We start from the raw sequence: 19,182 nt of genomic DNA, 5'->3' as shown, positions 1-19,182 counted from the left end.
TTTAAAGTCACTCAGTGAAAAATAAAACACCAGGTGACATTAAATTCACCTTATTAACAAATAAGTAGCAAAATGGTAGATTTAATTATAGAGTAAAAGTAATTTATGTTTAGTTCGGGAGAATTATATGAAAGAAATATATAATTGCGATAAGGGGTGCCCAATTCAAAATACATTGCAAGTAATTTCTGGAAAGTGGAAGAGTGTTATTTTATATCACTTGTTTGAATCCGGTGTTTTAAGATTTTCAGAACTCCAAACAAAGTTGCCTTATGTTACTAAGAGAATGTTAGCTCGGCAGCTTTCTGAATTAGAAGAAGATAATATTATTAATAAAAAAGTGTATGCTACGATACCTGTAAAAACAGAATATTCAATTTCTGAATTTGGTAAAACTCTTCAACCAGTTATAAAATCAATGGAAACCTGGGGAATAGCTTATAATGACGTATACACCAACAAATAAGTTAATTTCTAGCAGAAGTATTGTTAAAAAATAAGTATATTTTTAGATTTATTTTATGTTTGTCTTTGTTTAAGTATTATAAAAACGAAATGTTTATTGGTTAAACTTAATTGTATAATTCTGATTCGTAGCAACCAGTTAATGTGCTATGCTAACTTTGGTAATTAGATTTCAAGAACAACCGTTCACTTGGTGCCGTGCACTGCCAAGTTGGATGGTCGTTCTTTTTTTGTATGAAATGGTTCACTTTTACATAAGTCTTTCTAAATTCGTTACGATAGGGTTGCGCTAGTGATAGTGACGTCAAATTTTTTGGAGGTCTTACAATGACAACATTCACAAAGCCTTTTTCACGAGGATTAGTGACAACCACTCTTAGTGTTGGGACGGTTTTATTAGCAAGTAGCCAAGCAACTTTAATTCATGCAGCAGCTTTAGAGGAAACAGCCAAAAATACGGGTAGTAAAGTGAGTACTTTTTTGATCTTACTAACAGTCGTTTTAGGTGCAATTGGAGCCGCCTTAGGGATTGCCATGATGGCATCAGGTAATCAAATGCTCCATGCATCGGGTACGAAAAAGATTATGATTGGTTTAGCTAGTATCGTGGGTATCCTATGCTTGAGTCTTGGGGTAACTTGGATTGTTAATACCGTTACCAGTGCTGGTGGTGGCTTTAATTGGACATGGCCATTTTAAGCAGGTTGCATTTAATTTGAAGGGAGGTGCATGTGGATGCATTGGCTGAAAACAAAAAAACGGCAACCGCAGATTGATTTAGGTGATTATCGCGCACAAGTGGTTAAAAGTACGTTAGATCGTGAAAATCCGTTGATTAACCGCTTGCCAATACGGGGCAAGTAGCACAAACCTGGCCCAATCTTAAACTAGACGAATTAAAAACGCTGACAGAAAAATACAACAGAATGTGGCGGCGGCCACTGGTGAAGTGGTGCCGTTAGGTGACATTAGTTTTTTAGCGGTGGATCCGAAAAATCCCAAAAAAGCTGTAGAAACAGGATTAACATGGGAACATGCCGTGGTAAAACCTGACATGGAAAATTTTGTCATTGAAACGGTCAATCAAGTTTTGAACGATGAACAAGTGCGGCTGGCAGATGATTTGTCGTTTCAAGAATTAACAGAAGCGCTGGAAACTTTTTTGGCTGCAAGTCATGATTTAGGGAACTTTACCTATCAAGATTTACCGACCTTGCCGAACGAAGAAGAATATATTGAGGCTGTTGAGCATAATCAGTTGTTTAAGCTGCTACCACAACGGTTGGTGGTTAGTGATGAACTCACTACTGATCAAGCTGAACAGACAGTTAATCCAAGTCAAACAGAATATGAAGCAAAAGAAACATTATCAAAGACAGATATTGATTCTGAATCGGCTAGTACAGCTAATCAAGCTATGCCACTTGTACCAGATGATGAGCCTGTTGCCGAACAATCTGTAAAATCAGTTGCATTAACAGCTAATAGCACTCTAACCATTGCTAAACTCATTCAGGCCTTTCAAGTTAAAACCACGTTTTTCAAAACGAAACCGCTGGATGAATACCAAACGGTGGTACCAGAAAGTGATGATTATGTCGACGTGATGATGGTGCGTGAAACCAAAGAGGCAAATACCTTCATGCAGCAAACCACTGATAAGTTGGCGGACGCCTACCGCGAGACACTAACGCAAAATATTGCTGATGTGCACGAAGATACACAAGCCATTGATGAACTGTTAGCAACGGATTGGCAAACCCCGATTAAACAACAGGTGACGCAGCGCCATACAAAAGATTATGGCAAGCGTTTGGACAATTCGTTAGCAGCTTTGGAGAATGATTATCAACAATTTGTTGCAGAAGAAGAACAGCGTCATGAACAAACATTAAAGAAACTTGAACAACAATTAATCGCTGATAAAGATAAAACAACGGCTAAATTAATGGGCGATCGTGACCAAATTATTCAACATGAAATTGCCCAAGTTATTACCACGCAAAAGCAATATATCGAACAAGAAGTGCAACAATTACGCTATAACCAAGCAGAATTTAAGCGACACAAAGTGATTGATCAAATTGTGGCTGGGCAAAAGGAAGCCAATGACTTAATGACGAAAGCCTATCGGCAATTATTGAATGATTTAGAAGTGCGCCGACAAGATTTTATTAAGGAACATGAACATGGCTTAGGGATTCGTGAGGATTCGGATAAAGCTCAAGCTGAAAAGGAACGTCTCCAATTCGCTAATGCGGAAGTGCTGAATCTTGAGGAACGCTATGACCAATTGAAATCAGTTAAAATGAACCTAGAAGGTCAAATTGGTCAACTCCAAGCTGAGTCATCTAAGTGGCAATTCCGTGCAGAAATGGCCCAAGAAGATTTGGAACGCTTTAAACAACAATTGGTTGAAGTTAATCAGCAATATGATCATCATTTACAGAGTGATCAAGTTGATTTAGCGCAACATCAATTGGCACAACAAGCTCGCCAGACTAAGTTAGCCAAGTGGTTACATCCGTTTAAAAATAATCAAAAAGAAACGAAGTATGTCTCACAATCGAAAACTTAATTTCATTATGTCCGGAGGTCAGTTCTAGATTAAATAAGCCATCAAGTTTATTTAGAAATTTTGATTAAAAAAGACGCAAAAACTGTTTCAATCAAAGCGGCAGCTAAATCAAGGAAAGTAGCTTTTAATTTTTGTAATGAATAATATGCTGAATAATATTCAATAGTATGAAGCTACATACGGATATACATAAAGGGAGTACAGTATTATAGTTATGGGTGAAAAGTTAATTCAGTTACGAGTCGAAGATAGCGTTAAGGATAAGACAGATGAAATTTTTAGAGCGCAAGGTTTATCAACGCAAACAGCCATTAAAATGTTTTTAACGCAAGTTGCACATACAGGTGAATCACCGTTTGATAATTTATTTAAAAAATAGGGTGTGCGTGTTGTCTGATTAATATTAATTGCAAGGCTGACGTAAAATTCGTACAATATGGGTAATAGGTAATTAGCAATAGGTACCTATTGATTATTTATTTTTACTACATCTTTTTCAAAAATCTTTTGATTTGCGAAGAAAATTAAGGCCAGTAACTTATTGGTCTTTTTTAGTGCTTGTTCAAACGGTGAGCTGTTTTTATTTGACAGATTATGTAAAACATGTTTTACTTTAATTGTAAAAGATATTTTACATTAAGTGGGAAAGAGGCATGGTTAATGAAAAATAACATCAAGGAGTGTCGTCGTGAATTAAAATTATCGCAAAATGAACTTGCAGAATTAACGCATGTAACCCGGCAGACGATTAATGCGATTGAAAATGATAAGTATGATCCATCACTGCAACTTGCATTTGCCTTAGCAAGGGTTTTAAAGTTATCAGTTGATCAGTTATTTAAAGACGAAGGGGAATCAAATTATGAGTAGAAGTAAGAAGCTTGTGAATTTCACATTCTGGATGAATAATATATGGCAAATTGGGTTTATATTTATTGCAATAGCAACCGTTAATAATTGGCACTTGAGTGCACTTGTTGCGTTAGGAATAATAATCATCGCACTAACTATTGAATTAGTTTACGTTCAAAAGAAATATCATGTTTTTCAATCAAATCCTTTTGATTCACTTTATTTTATTGAAGATGAGCGAGATAAAATAATTGCTTTAAAAGTCTATAATCAGGTAATGATGACGTATGTGATGCTTTCTATGCTCTTCTTTTTGCTAGTCATGTGGTTGTGGGGTTCTCATAATGGCTTATCTTTATCAGCTATTTTTAATTACTTAATTGCATGGTTAGCCGCAATACTAATTATTCCAAATATTCAATATTTTATATTATGGAATAAATATGATAAGACCAATTAATTTAAACTAATAAAATACGAAGGGGGAGTTGAATTATGAGTAGAAGTCAAAAGATTGTACGTTTTAAGTTTTGGACAAATAACATCTCGTTTTTACTATTAATTACTTTTATTTTTAGTATCAGCATGTAACTATCTAAAAATGTTTTAATTGGACAAATTATTGTCTTAGTTATTTTTGCAAGCTTAGAACAGTGGTATTTGTATAAAAAGTTGGGTGTTCGGCAACGAAATACCTTGTATTTCATTGATGATGAGCGAGACAAAGAAATTGCTTTAAAAGTACATAGTAAAGAGATTAGTTTACTATTAAATGCTATTTCAATCTTAATTTTAATTGTCTTTGCCTTATGGATTATAGGTGTAAGTGCACAAGTTTTTGGTATGGTGACATTAGGGGGCGTTATCTTGATGTTATTTATTTCAAATATCCAGTATTATTTTCTTTGGAACAGGTATGATCAAGTTAATTAATAACGTATTGTCTGTTGGTTATCTTTTTAATTTAAGTACATTTAAGACTAGTAACTTTACTAGTCTTTTTTAGTGGATTAAACAAAATGTACACGCCAAAATAGGAATTGATTAATCAAGATGAAAAATTATAGGAACGATTAAATCGAGTAGCACATTTTTTTAAATATGATTATCATGATTGAGGCGTGGTGGAAGGATAATTTTTTTCTTATCATAAATTATAGACAAAAAAAGGTACCGATGACTATCTGTAAGATTAGCTATCGGTACCAAATACTGTGGAGCCCAAATGTGTAACGAATTAGGTGACTTTCGATTTTAATTATTAAAACCTTTTTGATATGTAACTGGTAAAAATTTAATTTTCTGGATGCATTTTACTTTGTAGCTTTTCAACAAAGATTGGTGCATTCTTTTTTTCAAGACTGTCCAATAAAATCTCTGTTGTGTCAGTCTTAATACGGACATTGGCAAACAGTAACTTTTTTTTAAATGAGACGTCTTTGATATGGTCAAAAGCAACTTCCATAATCGTATTGGCTTTGTCACTGTTAACAAATAAAACACGCTTTGTGGTAATCACGACTAAAGTATTATCGTTGTTAACAAATGCTGCGGTTGCATATGTAATTGCTTCATCATCCGCTAATTCATCAGGTAGCTCAGCAACACTAGTTTCAGACTGATATAAATCAGTAGCCCCAACACTAAACAATTGCTGTTGAATATCCTTTAATCTGTCTGCACGCTTACTTTCTAATTGTTTTTTTGCAGCGGCAAGTTGTTCTTCAGTTAATTCTTCACTCATAATATACCCTCCCTTACCTTAATTTTAACATAAATTAGCTATTTTAAATCTAGTTAGCAACTGGCAATATGGCATAAGTTTTTTTAATTGCAATAACAAATTTAAAAATTTACACTTAATTGAGGGGGGAAGATGGATAAAACTAAAATTATTATAACTAATTGTTTCATAATTATTTTTTTATGTAGTGTGGGTATTGGTGGATATTATTATTTCCATCAGCCAATGATTACTTTAAATCATCTATTAAGACCAGTAAATATCAATGCTGTTGATGATTCTTCACCTGCATTAATTAATTATCAGCCAGTTAAGTTAGCACATGAAAAAATTACTTATGATGTCACTGCTCAAAGTACTGGGGCAGGAAAAATTGAGCAAGAGAGAAAGCCAAAAATAATAGACTTTGATGATATTGAAAATGATGATGGTTATCGTTTAGGGTTTGCGTATAATTTTAAAAAACAAACGATTAATTTCTATTATAATGAAACCAATGAAGAATATTTTAATAAGCAAACAACAAGTATAGCTGAGCAGACATATAAAGTTAATAATCGTGGGCAAATAAAACAACTAATAAAACAAGATCTTAACCAAAGTACGGATGATAAGCAACAACATCGTTCAAAAAAAGAACTATTAAAAAAATTAGATATACCAAAACATTCAGCACATTACTTATTATCACGAGGAATTGATATAGATATTTTGCGAGATAAAATTTCAAAGGATTTGGGTAACAAGAAACAATCTCATTCATCTAGTAGTAAGACAACTTATATTTATTAATTGATGATGTCATCATTACTAAATAAGAAGAGAGAAAAATATGAGTAGATTAGTAAAAACGAGCTTACTAGTAATGGGCACCTTTATACTAGTAAGCGCTGTTGATAATACCATACATAATAACTTTTCAAATAAACATGTGATTTTAGCAACGCAAAAGCATAAACAAGCAAAAAATTTAACAACGGGCAAACTGGTAAAACTTCATGATTTAAATATTAAAATAACAAAGTGGCAGCTTATTCCTGTCGGTGAACCTGGTAATGAGTACGGTGATAAATCTGTCATTGCTTTTTGGTATCGTGTTACCAACAAAACCAGTAAAAAAATTACACCATATACTGCTTGGTCAGCGGTGTTTACAGCGTATCAAGAAAAGAGTAACGCCCAAAATATTAGTTTGGAAGAAGGTAATTTGCCCGATAATAAATACTATCGCTCAGCAACAGCTAACATCAAGAAAGGTAAAACGGCCAAAGGGGTTATTGCTTATAATTTAGATAGTGAAACAATTCCTGTCCTTTTGGAAGCACGTAAAGGTTCAGATATAGCGAAATTATTAGCCAAAGAAAATATAGCAATTAAAGGTCCCTTAAAAACGGCTAAAGCTCGTTTGAAATATCCATGGTCTTTTAAAGAGAATACTTTTAACACGGGTAATATGTCATATAAATTGATTAGTAGTGAAATTGTTCCAAGTGGTATTTATGATAATAAGAAAAGTCTTTTAATTCATATGGATGTTACAAATGGAAGTAAAAAAGCATTAAGTCCTTTAGATATTTATACATTTACACACGCATATCAAAATACGGAAACTTCGCGTGTTGAATTAGTCTCTGATAGTCCAAAAATGGATGAAAACGGCAATTATCCATATGAAAAAGAAAACGATGCATTATATGATCAACTACAACCAGGGAAAACGACACGCATTTCGGTTTATTATGGTCTAGAAAACAATAATACTATTGAAGTTGATTTCACAAATAGCAATACGAATCATGTCTATGGGAAAAAATTTTTTCCAGTTAAATAACAGGATCGAAATATGCCAGTATTTGTGGATAAATATTGGCATAATGGTAAATTATGAAAGTAAAGAAAAATTTATTAGTTCAATTGTGAAGAACGTGAAATTTTTAATTTCATACAAAAAACTGAACCCCGTAGGTTGGCGTAATTTCCAAAACTTACGGGGGTTAATTTGCTTGCTTTTTTATAGAGTTTTAACAGTAAAATTTGAGTGAAGTTAAAGTTTATATATAAAAGAAAAGAAACAGTTAATATTTTCAGTTCGAGATATTTGTTAAGAACCTGGATAGCATGATATATTAAAAATACCTTAAAAAATAGTTATTAATAAGGTATTGTGTCAATTTTTATTGTTATTTGTCGGTAGTGGGGGGAGTAATATGAAAGTATCAGATCTTTTTAAACGCAAAAAAGTAATTATTGCCATTGTTAGTGTGGTAGTTGCTGTGATTGCGATTACGGTGGGGACGTTAATTTATTCACATCGTCAAGTGTCACTTACTAACGATATTGAAGTTAAGTTTAGAGGCTATAATAAATCAGGAACGATTGATTATAATTCGGAAAAAATTAATAAAAAAATCAACTCACTTTATGCCAAGCGCTCAGGATTAAGTAAGTATCAAGTACAACAAGTTCTGGATGATCCTTCATATGTCAAAGAATTACCATCTAAGTTGCAAGACAAAGGTGTCAATGTGGCTAACTGGGGGCAAGAGCTTGTATTGCGTTTTGATCATGAAAGTGGGTTGAAAAATGGTCAAATAGTAAAAGCGACAGTTACAAATGGTAATGATAAGGAAAATCCCATTAAGGAAACATCGAAAAAATATAAAGTTGCAGGACTAAAGCCAGTAAAATTGATTTCTACAAAAAAACAATTAAATTCTATTAAAACGAATTTTTCTGGCTATAATGGTGAAGGTATTGTGCAAATAAATAGTTCAAGTCAATTATTAGATAATCAAGAAGTAACGGTTAAACATAACGGGAAATTATCCAATGGTGATAAGGTAACGTTGAATTTTAAAGATGCGTTTCCAAAACGAAAAGGAAAAGAATGGACTGGCAAAGAGAAACTAGAAGTGACAGTATCTGGATTAAAAGATTTATCAAAAATAAGTAATGTTGATGAAGTGAAAGCAATGACTGATCGTGTTGCAAAAGATGATGCAGATTCATCAACAAAAAATTCATTTGATGATAAGAAATATACGGCTACTTTCGTATCACTTTACGCACAACAAGATGATGATTTGACTGCTGCATCATATAGAGATACACCGCAATATGCCATCATCAATGAAAATGATGATGCGGCTGCAGAAAATGATGATTTAAAAGTTCGGGTAGTAGGTCTTTATAAAAAAGAATCCAGTGATACTTCAGAAGATGACGTTTATGAAAAAGTAACCTTAAATGAAATTCCATTACAAGGTAATAAATTGTATCTTGACAGAATTAAAGCTGATACAACAGGCAACCTTAGCGAGGATTATACAAATGATAGTCTTGAGACCATTGATCATAATTTAGCTGCGAACAGTGTCAAATTAAAATAAAATAATCAATTTGTCTATGTCTATTAATGTAAAAAAACTAATAAGTTTGAAATATTTCAAAGTTTACATATTTTTAAGCATACTAACATTTAACAATTTTGATTTTGCCGTTAGTGTGTCTAATAAATCTTTTTAATTCATATATTACAAATTAGGAAAAGTATTAAATCTATTGGGAGGAGAAATAAGCTTATGGGTACAAATTATGATAGAAAAATGGTACGGCAACAATTAAAAAAGCATGCTAAGGCTGTTTTACATCGCGATCTATGGGGAAATATTGCACTAAGTCTGCCTTTAGTGATTATTTTTTATTTAAGTAGCGCACTTTCTTATTGGTCAGATAATAAAAATTCTATGGCTTGGTTACTTTTCAGTTTAGTCATACTGTTAATTTTTGGGGTGTTAACTATTTATACTAGTTATGTTCAAATGTACCAATCGATAAAACAATTTCGTGATGAGTCGACAAAAGCACAACCAGGACAATCTTGGTTTAAAACATATTTAACAAAATATTGGCAAAAAAGATTATGGTTAAGCTTTTGGATGGTCTTTCTATTTCTATTAGGCTGGGGAATCTTGATATTTATTGGTCAAATATTATTTGAGGGCAGTTTTATCATTGTCATCACGGGATTTTTAGTCAATAACACGATGTACCATACTTTCATGGGATTAATGATTATTGGCTTAGCTATATACTTTATATTTAGTATTATAAGTTTAATGAAATGGTATAAATATATTTTAGTTCCTTATATAGGGTACAATGATTCCTCGTTAAGTGGTTTTCAAATGATTGCTCAATCTCGTAAAATAATGACGGGGCGTCGTTGGGAAATTTTTGTGATGAATTTGAGTTTTTTCTGGTGGATATTGCTAACAATATTTACGCTTGGTTTGGCCGGCCTATACACTATTCCGTATATGACTTTAACTTTTAGTGGTTATTTTGATGAGTTTCAACAGCAAGATCAGGCATTACAAGAAAGCTTGACTAATACAGAAACGGCGTTAGTTAAACCAATTATTTTAAAGCCAAAGTCAATAAATAACGATTAACATATTATGTTTTATTTTTGAGGTAATTATGTAGTAAATAAAAATTTAAAGGCCAATATATTTTTAGACTTTTCGCAAAAATTGATATAATTATTCAAAATTGTTCTCCTTAATATGGTTTGTTATAGTTCCCTGAAGGTCGACGGAAGAAATATAACTTCTTCTAGTTAATCTTTAGGGGATTTTTCGGTTCTATGTCAAATAACGTGAAAAGTTTTTTAACAATTATTTTATCCGATTTGGTCACAACTCATCCGACAATTACATGGAAAACGTGAGCTAGAATCATTTCATAACAACTATATTGGTGAGCTTACATGTAAATGAGTATGAAACTGCATGTAGTAAGTAGTAACTAAGGCATTGATCTAAATTTTTGAAGCATACTTTTTACTTGAATATAAAAGATAACAGTGTTATCTTTTATGAAAGTGAGGTATTATCAATGGGAAAAGAAACAAAACAACAAATAATTAATTTAACGCTGCAAGAAATTGCAGCAGGTAATTATGCAACTTTATCACTAAGAAATTTATCAAAACAAATTGGACTAACAACAGGGGCTTTTTACAAACACTTTGCTAATAAAGAACAATTATTAACGGCAGCTTCGAAACAGCTGAATACTAATTTAGTACAAGAAATTAATCGATCAGCTATCATAATACAAGAAAGTCCAGAAAATGCTCTGATTGCGTTAGGTAAATTTTTAATGACCAAAACTGTACAGGAAACGGCAACGATGGACTTTCTTTTTTTTGAAACGAACAGTTCTTTTGAAACATTGACTGCTACATCACCATTATTTAATTTAACGTTACAAATTATTAAACAAATAATTAACCAACGACAGAGTACAGTAAATCCAGAAAAAATATTTTTTAGAGAATGGTCTTTTATTTTGGGCTATGGTCTATTATTAAAAAATAAGGTAACTTCATTTGATGAAATATTTTTAAAAAATACGATATTAACATTGCTGAACGAGGTATGACTATGCAAGATGATAATCAATGCAAGTCTAACCCTATTACCGATAGGGAATCCAATTGGCAAATTTTAAAAGATGTTTCGAGTAATTTTGTGGGTTCATTGAGTGGCAATATGTTTACTTATGGATTGGGCTTAATGCTTTTAGATCAAACAGGTTTAGCAATTAGTTTTGGCATTAATATGATGGTTACACCAATCGTTAGCTTATTGTTTCTAGTGCCTGTTGGAAATTTAACCGATCGTTACCCACATAAAAAAATATTGAATTATAGTATTGCTGGTCGTTTAATGGCATTGTTCATTTTGGCTCTAACGATTGATTATTTTCAGGATGTTTATAAATTGATACCTGTCAGTGTTTTTCTGATAATTAATGCTATTTCAATTAATTTTAGTAATACCAGCTATGCAGCTTCTGTACATGAGTTAGTTAATCAAAATAAAATTCAAAAATTGAGTTCCTTAACGCAAGGAGTCAGTTCATTTTCTCAAATTTTAGCACCAACAATTGGTGTTGCACTGTATAGCATAGTTGGATTTGATGCTTTTATTTATTTTGAAATTTTGGCAACCATCATAACACTTTTAATTTTACAAACAATGCATTTTCATTATGTATATCAGTCAAAGAAAGTCACAAAATCAGAACCAGCATTAAAAAATTTTAAAATTGGCTATAAATATATCAATCGACGAAAATTAATTAAATATGTCATTATTATGGCAGTGGTGATCAATTTTATTTTCACTGCTTTAAATCTAGGTATTCCGTATATTATTAAAAATCAACTTAGTTTGGGCAATAACCCAGTTGGGTATTTACAATCAGGTATAGCAGTTGGAATGTTAGCAGGCAGTCTGTTAATGTTTCTTATACCAGAGCAAAAGTGGTTTACACAAAAACTTTTAATTCCGTTATTACTTTTTGGCATTGAGTTTATTTTTTTAGGCAGCCTCTTGATAAGAAAGGTTAACCTAGATATTTTAATAATTGGTGGTACTTTAATCATGATCTTCATTGGTATGACCTTAGCAACGTTAAACGTTACAGTGCAAGTTCGACTCCAAAAAACGGTTCCAACTAATCTCCTTGGCCGAGTCATGGCTCTGTTAACCACTGCTAACACATCTGTTATGCCATTAGGTACTTTATTCTATACGTTCTTTTTTCAAAATAATATAAATGGTGGATACGTGTTTATTATTAATGGGGTCGGTATGTTTGTCTATACTTTAATTTTATTACCAATTTTAATAAAGCACATTAAGCTCGATGATAAATTTATGGAAAAATAAAAAAACGAGTTACATGTAGTACTTATTTAGCAACATATTTGCCATTTATCCCAGCCTTGCAATTAAATTTAATTAATAAATTATTCTTTCTCTTTTTTACTAAAATTGGTAAATAAAACTGAAAAAGCTTGATAATTATAAGATAAAAATTCATTTAGTAACGTCTCACTAGTTGATGTGGCTCGGTTATCTGCCACCGATGTTTGACTATTAACTAGGTTTTGCTGATACATGCTTTTAAGCATTTACTTCTAACAATTAAGTTTTGTGACATTTATTATTAACTATAAAGAACGCTGTAAGTGTTGATTTAAAGGCACTTTTGGCGGCAATATATTTTAATTATTACAATGATTTCGTAAATATTACATTGTGTTTTTTTGAAAAATTATGATACTTATTGCCGACATTGGTCGGGTATTTTTTTATCTTGAATGTTCCATTTTAGGAAAGGAAGTCTACTATTTTGGATTATAAAGACTTTGATAATTTGGCCGATGCTTTTAGTTATTGGCGAAAAAGGCATAGTTATTCATTAGCGGATGCTAATCATATAACTGGTCTTTCTAAAACAACTATTACTCGGTTAGAAAGTGGTGTTAAACCACAAATTAAAGCCTTAGAGAAAGTAGCTGTTGTATTTCATTCATCACCAGGGAAAATTTATGACTATTTTTACTGGGATAAAACATCAAAAAAGACCAATGAATGAAAACACCAACCGAAAATTCTTGCACGAATTTTGGTGTAACCATACATTGATCTTTTAAATACACAAACCTTACTAATAGATGAATTGTTATAAGTCTAAAAGTAAGTTATCTCTTCTTAAAAAATGGTAAATAAGAAGTTTGTTTAAGTGCGCTCTTTTTTAGACACAACTTAAATGTACTATTATATTATCACTTTTTTTAAAATTTGTGAAGTAATAACTTATTGGTATTAGACGTATTTCATTTTCTGTTAGTTGGAGACATGAAATGCGTTTTTTTGTGTCAATAATTTGGTCTATGCGGTTACTAATGCGACGTTGTAATGCGGTTTGATCAGCTTGGGGTTCATACAGCCTTCACGTCGTCAAAAGTGTATCTGAGAACGAATTAGCGACCGTTTGAAGTAATGTGAGCAGTAGTTACTCACTGGTGGTGACAACTAGACAAATGCGTTAAAAGGTCAGGGTGGACGTACTGGAAATGGCGTCACACGGCAATTCATAATATTTTTTGGTGCTTAGTTCATAATTCGACCGTAACTCGAAATGATATTGTGATTGTAGCTGGGCAGTACTGGCTTTAAATGTGTGCCAATTTACTAAATTGGACGACAAAACAGTGATTTTGATTTGCTCTGATCGAGGTTAGTGTTTTGTTGGGAGGCTCGCTTTAAGGGCGAACTCTCCTAACTAACGCTTCGCGTTGAGTGATCACATGCGCAAGTGTCGGGGAAAACCAGTGAATAATTATTTTTAAGATTAATTAGTTTTGTTTTAGAAAGGAGGATCCTAATGGGAAAAGAAAGAAACTTGATTTTAAATGAGCTACAAACTTTTGTTGGGACACCACAGGTGACCTATGTTGGTGATTGTAAATACTTAATTGTTGATGAAAATTTTAGCAACATTATTCAATCATTTGATTTAAAAAGTGAAGCTTCAAAATATTTATTATCACTACATGATAAAGGTAAATTAGCAGGTCATCATTTCTGGATTTGTCGCATGCCCAAAACAGAATTTCAAAATGTTTTGTACAAATGCAAACAACAGGTGGCGCATTAAATAAGTTCATTACGATTCAAAAAGTAGAGTAGCGCCTAATTATTTGAAAGGAAATAGTTTATGCATAAATATGTTGCCGTGGATTTTTCTAGAACGAATATTTTATTTGTGGCAGATTCCTTAGCGGATTTAAATAAACAAATTTTATCAATGCCTGGTCAAAAAAAAGTCGCTAATCAGGCATTATGGATTTATCGAATGACAGCCAAAGAATTATTTGTTGTGCAACAAAAAATGCTGCATTCGGGTAAACCATTTCGCTTATTTACTCGACCAAAGGACTATTAGAAAGGATTACTAAATGAACATTCAACTTGAATTAAATTTATTTTCTTCCGATACAGTACTAATTGTGCCAGAACGATTTTATTTAGCTAGTTTAATTGATGAGAGTGGTATCAAAAAGCGAACACAGATTGTGGCTTTAGCCAGCCATAATGAAGTGGCATGTGGGACATTAGTTAAGTCAGTTTTAAATCAATATTGGGTCGTTAAAAAAAGAATTAGTCGTCATTATGTCGAGAAGAAATATCATAATCAGTTCATTCGTGCTGACCCCTTAGGGGTGACATTAGAACAGGCTATGCAGCAAAAGTTGATGGGTATAGCTCAGCAGTTACAGCATTCTTTTAATGAATAGTTGTTTATGAAAACGAGATAAATATAGTTTTGCAATCAGCTTTAAGCTGTTAGAAAAGATATCATCAGTTAACGATTATTCATTTATTAATCGACAATTGATGACGAGAAAAATGGAGAAAAATTATGCAAACAAATACACATATTGGTCGTTTAATTAAGCCTTTCGCATTACAACATGTTGGTCAAAAACAAATTGCGATGGTCAGAATTGGATTGGCTGTGAAGCAATCAACAACACAAAAAGCCCCGACTGATTTTATTTATTATGTGGCATTTGGTAAGACGGCTGAACGACTTTATCAGTATGCTAATCAGAAAGGTATGCCGTTAGAAGTTAAGTTTAATTTGCAAAGTGAGCATTATCAAACGGCAACAGGCGAAACTAAATATCGAATCAATCATGTGATTGAAAGTTTTATGCCTTGGGCACCAATGTCAGATACCAACGTTCAGCAATCACAAGATAAAGGAACGGCACGGACGGCACCTGATGAACCCATTTCTACTGATGAAATGCAAACATTGGCGGATTTAATTCCTAGTCATTTTAATTGGGCATAGGAGGATTAATTGCACATGCAAAAGGTTAAAATTAAATATTCACAGAAACCGCATCTCAAAAAGAGTGCCAATTTTTTTGATAATCTCTGGTATCGGTGGCGAGTTTATCTAGATAATCGCCGATATGATTATTATGATCGGCATCGTCGACATGTTGTCATTCGACTCCTAAGTTTAATCGGCATTACGCTGTCAATTGTGCTTTATTCAGCATTTGCACCACGACCAAGTGGGACAGTTAGTACGAAATTAAATACGCCCCAATCGTTTGGAACACAAGGTAAAAATGTGCAAATAACACGTCGTGTTTTTAACAAAAAGACGGGGACAATGCTGGTCAATTTAAAATTTAGTGGCACCAATGACACGCTCGTTTCAGACGTTAATTTGAAACGATTTAAGTTATCATTTGCTGGTGATCGCTACATTCGCAAAGGACAATCTAAAGCTAACATCATACCAACATCGGTGCAAACAATGGTGATTCAATTTACCAACTTACGTCCTGGCTTTCAAGATGTAAGAATAAAAGTTGCGGATAAAACTTTAGATGATACTAACATTGAAGCCGTTACAAGTGCTAGTTCAAGTAGTCAAAAAATGAAAGTAACCGATGATAAAGCGACTTTAGTGATTAATAACGACGATCAGTTAAAACGGGATGATCAACTACAAGTTGCCACACAAAAAACGTTAGTTTTGGCACAAACAAAAACTAATATTCAAACACAAAAAGGCCTCATTGCGGCGAATAAAAAAGCAATCGATAAGTGGCAAAAGGCAATTTCTGATAAAAATGAAAACATTCGAATTACCCAACAACAAATGGGAGATATGATCAATGATGAGCTGGCCCAAGCCAATTCATTAATTGAATCTAATAAGGGTGCAATCATGAGTGCGCAATCAAATATTGTTGAAGCAAAGAGCGATATCACGAGTGCTGATAACAAAATTAAAGCACTTCATAAATTATATTTGAAACAAGAAAATGGCGAGCTAGGTGTGCCTAAACCATACTAGATATTGTGGCTGACGTTGGTTAAAAAATTTTTGAAATTTAATAAAGAGAGGACACAATTTTATATTTTTCATGTTTAGCAAACGCTAAACAACATGCTAAACAAAGGCTAAGCAACCCACTAAACAAGCGCTAAACAACCCGCTAAACAAAGACTAAACAATTGGAATCTGTTGGTATCACTTGAAATGCCCGCACAGCGGGGTTATACCACCCCGTGGTATCATTTCCCCTTAACCTGTTAAAAATAGGTCTTATCAATTTCTTAATAACTATAAATTGACAGATTTTTGACGCTTTTAAAAAATGTTTGTCAAAAGTGAGGTGATTATTTTGAAAAAAACATTTACTATTCGACATATTTCGGAACATCATTTACAAATTTTGGATGAAGAAGCTCGCCGTAATAACATGTCACGTAATGACTTAATGATTTTGTTAATCGCAAATTTTGCAAAAAATATTGAACGTGGCAAAGCGGAAATAATTTTGACAGAACCCTTGCAAGATGTGACGAAACAACTTAATAAATTAACCCAAGTCACGACGCAATCGAATGCTAATATGGCTGCTGATATGACGGCACTGATTGCCAGTGTTCGCAAACAAAATGAGTTACTGAAAATGTTAGGAGCTGAGCAACATGAAAAGCCATAAACAACAGGTCATCATGAAGTTGGCAATCTTACTAGCGATAATTTTAGGACTGACTGTAATTTACAAACGTGGTGTCATTTTTGAAAAATTTTTTGACACGGCTGGGCAATCACAGGCTGCGCCCGTAGTAAAAAATAAAGTTGATAAATCACTCGAACAAAGATTAGCTGCGTTAAATTATCATGACCAACAAGTCAAAGTTATTAATCATAATCAACCTAATTTTACAGATGAAGATTTAAACCAGAAACCAAAATTTTGGCAAAAACTTTCTTATCGGGATTGGTTAGGTCGCCCACGAGTTGCGAATGCGATGTTGAACCAAACCGCGATGCCGCGGACTGACAGAAAAAAACTAACTGTTAAAACACCTGGTTACCGTGTCTATCAATTTACCAATAATATCAATGGGCAACAAACGTATCTTTATAATCGGTCACATCTCATTGGTTATCAGTTAACCGGAGAAAATAATAATGTCCGTAATTTAATCACAGGAACAGTCGCATTAAATGCCAATCATCAAACTGATGATCAACCGTCAATGGAAACTTATGAAAATGAAGTCGCCCACTATTTAAGACAATCACCTGAACATGAGGTTCGTTATCGGGTCACCCCAATTTATCGCAATATTGAACGCGTACCACGGGGCATTCAAATGGAAGCTGAGTCTGTTGGGCGTCATGATTTACAATTTAATGTTTATATTTTTAATGCCCAACCAGGTTGGTTGATTAATTATTATACCGGTTCCGCAATACAGAATTAGGAGATGTCATCTATGAAATTAGTAATTAAACCTCAATACAAAATTAATGAAGACGTCCAATTAGTTGCCACAGAGTATTTAAAATATTATCAGTCTCATCCAGCATTAGTTGGGAAAATTATAGGGATTAAATCTGATGTACATAATGCTTATGTGCCTGAATATGTGGTATTAACGGAGCAAGGTGAGTTATTAATTCCAGAATATTCTTTTATGACTATTAAGACGGAAATTAAAGCAACTCGACATAAAAAAATCAAAGTCGCTATTGATAAATATAGACAGCATGATTTTGAAAAAGCTGAATCAATTTTACTATTTTAAAGGGGAAACTTAAAGGGGAAACGATATGACGCCGTTAACTGAATTTCGTAAGCAATTACAACAACAAAATACTAACCGCCGAAAGTATTTAGAAAAGCAATTTCGGAATAATCCATTAAATAATGAACCTCAATTAGCTGATGAAGTACTAGGAATTGAAGTAGTCAGTCAAATTTTAAATCATGAACCAATACTTGATAAGAGACAACAAGTTGCCATTCGCATTAGTCAATCTGAATCATGGTATCGTGACGCCTTAAAAAATTGGAGCGATCGCCATCCAGAAGCTGGCATTAAAAAAGATAGTGATGCTGGTTTATATCGATTTGCCTTGGAATTTTTTGTTAAAACAATCGTACTAAATCCCAAAAACACGACTTTGGATTTTAACATCATTAATGAACGACTGGCAACATTAAATGATCCTGATCCCATCCTTGCGGATATTAATTTTCAATTGGAGACTAAAATAACAGATCTTAAAAATATGACAGGTTTTATAGCAGCAATGATGTATTTGGAAAACACCACTGAATTTGGACCCGCCCGAAAATTAAGTCAAGAAAAGTTTCAGCAGCTTCATTCGGAATTAGACAGTACGAGTGATTTTGCGAAGAGTTTTCAAAAATTTCAAGAAAATCGGCAGGCGGATAAAGCAGGACTTAGAAAACGTCAGCCAACGGAAGGAGTTGCTTTTGATTATGATTAACACACCACAGCAATTTGATTTGACACGAGCATTAGCTCGTCTTCATGAACAAGATTGGCTCGCACCTGGTGAGCCTAACTTAGTAGATTATCAAGCTGAATTTGTCTTTGAAAACCAGCCGCAATTTGCGCAACGCAGCTATTGGATTGCTCAACTAACGCATTGTTTGCAGACACAATTTCATTTAGGCCCAAGTGCCTGTGCTAGAATTTTACGTCTAACAACACATAGTGTCGTTAATCATGCAATAAGCCGTTATCCCAAACAAGATTTTGCTTCGCTGGCAGAAGTAATAGATACTTTTAACTTGTATATTAAACGAATCGGGGAAGTCTAG

General features: G+C 33.2%; 26 protein-coding genes. 25 read left to right on the top strand and 1 reads right to left on the bottom strand.

The window, feature by feature from the left end; genetic code table 11:
- Positions 1 to 127: 127 nt before the first annotated feature.
- The 8 genes from AC3B5D_RS04145 to AC3B5D_RS04110 all read left to right on the top strand — a co-directional run bounded on the left by AC3B5D_RS04145 (position 128) and on the right by AC3B5D_RS04110 (position 4,828).
- Complete coding sequence (locus AC3B5D_RS04145; RefSeq protein WP_489839360.1) at positions 128 to 466, top strand: winged helix-turn-helix transcriptional regulator; 339 nt, start codon at positions 128 to 130, stop codon at positions 464 to 466.
- A 326-nt stretch (positions 467 to 792) separates the two neighbouring features.
- A complete protein-coding gene (locus AC3B5D_RS04140) occupies positions 793 to 1,164 on the top strand; it encodes a hypothetical protein (protein ID WP_489839361.1) in 372 nt (123 codons plus the stop codon).
- A gap of 36 nt (positions 1,165 to 1,200) precedes the next feature.
- Positions 1,201 to 1,329: a hypothetical protein gene (locus tag AC3B5D_RS04135; RefSeq protein WP_489839362.1), complete on the top strand. Its 129-nt coding sequence runs from the start codon at positions 1,201 to 1,203 to the stop codon at positions 1,327 to 1,329.
- A 64-nt stretch (positions 1,330 to 1,393) separates the two neighbouring features.
- On the top strand, positions 1,394 to 3,043 hold the full coding sequence (locus tag AC3B5D_RS04130) for a hypothetical protein (RefSeq protein ID WP_489839363.1): 1,650 nt from the start codon (positions 1,394 to 1,396) through the stop codon (positions 3,041 to 3,043).
- 214 nt (positions 3,044 to 3,257) lie between these two features.
- A complete protein-coding gene (locus AC3B5D_RS04125) occupies positions 3,258 to 3,422 on the top strand; it encodes a type II toxin-antitoxin system RelB/DinJ family antitoxin (RefSeq protein ID WP_489839364.1) in 165 nt (54 codons plus the stop codon).
- A gap of 281 nt (positions 3,423 to 3,703) precedes the next feature.
- Positions 3,704 to 3,913 carry a helix-turn-helix transcriptional regulator gene (locus AC3B5D_RS04120; protein WP_489839365.1) on the top strand — a complete coding sequence of 70 codons (210 nt, stop codon included), beginning with the start codon at positions 3,704 to 3,706 and terminating at the stop codon, positions 3,911 to 3,913.
- Entirely contained in the window at positions 3,906 to 4,355 is a 450-nt protein-coding gene (locus AC3B5D_RS04115) for a hypothetical protein (protein WP_489839366.1), read from the top strand. The genes AC3B5D_RS04120 and AC3B5D_RS04115 overlap by 8 nt, the downstream gene beginning before the upstream one ends.
- Positions 4,356 to 4,555: 200 nt before the next feature.
- Positions 4,556 to 4,828: a hypothetical protein gene (locus tag AC3B5D_RS04110; RefSeq protein WP_489839367.1), complete on the top strand. Its 273-nt coding sequence runs from the start codon at positions 4,556 to 4,558 to the stop codon at positions 4,826 to 4,828.
- A gap of 361 nt (positions 4,829 to 5,189) precedes the next feature.
- Here AC3B5D_RS04110 and AC3B5D_RS04105 read toward each other — a convergent pair whose 3' ends face one another.
- Complete coding sequence (locus AC3B5D_RS04105; protein ID WP_489839368.1) at positions 5,190 to 5,639, bottom strand: PH domain-containing protein; 450 nt, start codon at positions 5,637 to 5,639, stop codon at positions 5,190 to 5,192.
- A 132-nt stretch (positions 5,640 to 5,771) separates the two neighbouring features.
- Between AC3B5D_RS04105 and AC3B5D_RS04100 the strand changes: the two genes are divergently transcribed.
- The 17 genes from AC3B5D_RS04100 to AC3B5D_RS04020 all read left to right on the top strand — a co-directional run bounded on the left by AC3B5D_RS04100 (position 5,772) and on the right by AC3B5D_RS04020 (position 19,182).
- The gene (locus AC3B5D_RS04100) at positions 5,772 to 6,431 is read left to right on the top strand and encodes a hypothetical protein (protein ID WP_489839369.1); all 660 of its coding nucleotides are present in this window, start codon (positions 5,772 to 5,774) and stop codon (positions 6,429 to 6,431) included.
- Positions 6,432 to 6,471: 40 nt separating this feature from the next.
- Positions 6,472 to 7,470 (top strand): DUF5067 domain-containing protein, encoded by a 999-nt coding sequence (locus AC3B5D_RS04095; RefSeq protein ID WP_489839370.1) that lies wholly within the window; start codon positions 6,472 to 6,474, stop codon positions 7,468 to 7,470.
- Between the two features lie 376 nt (positions 7,471 to 7,846).
- Positions 7,847 to 9,028, top strand: a complete 1,182-nt coding sequence (locus AC3B5D_RS04090; RefSeq protein ID WP_489839371.1) for a hypothetical protein — start codon at positions 7,847 to 7,849, stop codon at positions 9,026 to 9,028.
- 192 nt (positions 9,029 to 9,220) lie between these two features.
- Complete coding sequence (locus AC3B5D_RS04085) at positions 9,221 to 10,093, top strand: DUF975 family protein (RefSeq protein ID WP_489839372.1); 873 nt, start codon at positions 9,221 to 9,223, stop codon at positions 10,091 to 10,093.
- A gap of 445 nt (positions 10,094 to 10,538) precedes the next feature.
- Positions 10,539 to 11,087, top strand: a complete 549-nt coding sequence (locus AC3B5D_RS04080; RefSeq protein WP_489839373.1) for a TetR/AcrR family transcriptional regulator — start codon at positions 10,539 to 10,541, stop codon at positions 11,085 to 11,087.
- 2 nt (positions 11,088 to 11,089) lie between these two features.
- Entirely contained in the window at positions 11,090 to 12,382 is a 1,293-nt protein-coding gene (locus tag AC3B5D_RS04075; protein ID WP_489839374.1) for an MFS transporter, read from the top strand.
- Positions 12,383 to 12,848: 466 nt separating this feature from the next.
- Positions 12,849 to 13,094: a helix-turn-helix domain-containing protein gene (locus AC3B5D_RS04070; RefSeq protein ID WP_489839375.1), complete on the top strand. Its 246-nt coding sequence runs from the start codon at positions 12,849 to 12,851 to the stop codon at positions 13,092 to 13,094.
- A 792-nt stretch (positions 13,095 to 13,886) separates the two neighbouring features.
- Positions 13,887 to 14,159 (top strand): hypothetical protein, encoded by a 273-nt coding sequence (locus AC3B5D_RS04065; RefSeq protein ID WP_489839376.1) that lies wholly within the window; start codon positions 13,887 to 13,889, stop codon positions 14,157 to 14,159.
- 60 nt (positions 14,160 to 14,219) lie between these two features.
- Positions 14,220 to 14,447: a hypothetical protein gene (locus AC3B5D_RS04060; RefSeq protein WP_489839377.1), complete on the top strand. Its 228-nt coding sequence runs from the start codon at positions 14,220 to 14,222 to the stop codon at positions 14,445 to 14,447.
- A 13-nt stretch (positions 14,448 to 14,460) separates the two neighbouring features.
- The gene (locus AC3B5D_RS04055; RefSeq protein WP_489839378.1) at positions 14,461 to 14,799 is read left to right on the top strand and encodes a hypothetical protein; all 339 of its coding nucleotides are present in this window, start codon (positions 14,461 to 14,463) and stop codon (positions 14,797 to 14,799) included.
- A gap of 125 nt (positions 14,800 to 14,924) precedes the next feature.
- Positions 14,925 to 15,362: a single-stranded DNA-binding protein gene (locus AC3B5D_RS04050; protein ID WP_489839379.1), complete on the top strand. Its 438-nt coding sequence runs from the start codon at positions 14,925 to 14,927 to the stop codon at positions 15,360 to 15,362.
- A 15-nt stretch (positions 15,363 to 15,377) separates the two neighbouring features.
- Positions 15,378 to 16,385 carry a hypothetical protein gene (locus AC3B5D_RS04045; protein WP_489839380.1) on the top strand — a complete coding sequence of 336 codons (1,008 nt, stop codon included), beginning with the start codon at positions 15,378 to 15,380 and terminating at the stop codon, positions 16,383 to 16,385.
- A gap of 331 nt (positions 16,386 to 16,716) precedes the next feature.
- On the top strand, positions 16,717 to 17,040 hold the full coding sequence (locus AC3B5D_RS04040; protein WP_489839381.1) for a hypothetical protein: 324 nt from the start codon (positions 16,717 to 16,719) through the stop codon (positions 17,038 to 17,040).
- Positions 17,027 to 17,812, top strand: coding sequence for a DNA/RNA non-specific endonuclease (locus AC3B5D_RS04035; protein ID WP_489839382.1), 786 nt, complete (start codon positions 17,027 to 17,029; stop codon positions 17,810 to 17,812). The genes AC3B5D_RS04040 and AC3B5D_RS04035 overlap by 14 nt, the downstream gene beginning before the upstream one ends.
- A 12-nt stretch (positions 17,813 to 17,824) precedes the next feature.
- Positions 17,825 to 18,136 carry a hypothetical protein gene (locus tag AC3B5D_RS04030; protein ID WP_489839383.1) on the top strand — a complete coding sequence of 104 codons (312 nt, stop codon included), beginning with the start codon at positions 17,825 to 17,827 and terminating at the stop codon, positions 18,134 to 18,136.
- Between the two features lie 25 nt (positions 18,137 to 18,161).
- Positions 18,162 to 18,845 (top strand): hypothetical protein, encoded by a 684-nt coding sequence (locus AC3B5D_RS04025; protein ID WP_489839384.1) that lies wholly within the window; start codon positions 18,162 to 18,164, stop codon positions 18,843 to 18,845.
- On the top strand, positions 18,838 to 19,182 hold the full coding sequence (locus tag AC3B5D_RS04020) for a hypothetical protein (protein WP_489839385.1): 345 nt from the start codon (positions 18,838 to 18,840) through the stop codon (positions 19,180 to 19,182). The genes AC3B5D_RS04025 and AC3B5D_RS04020 overlap by 8 nt, the downstream gene beginning before the upstream one ends.

It is taken from the genome of Weissella sp. ESL1177 (assembly GCF_058107185.1).
The sequence above is the reverse complement of the archived record's forward strand: the minus strand, read 5'-3'. Positions and strand labels throughout refer to the sequence as shown.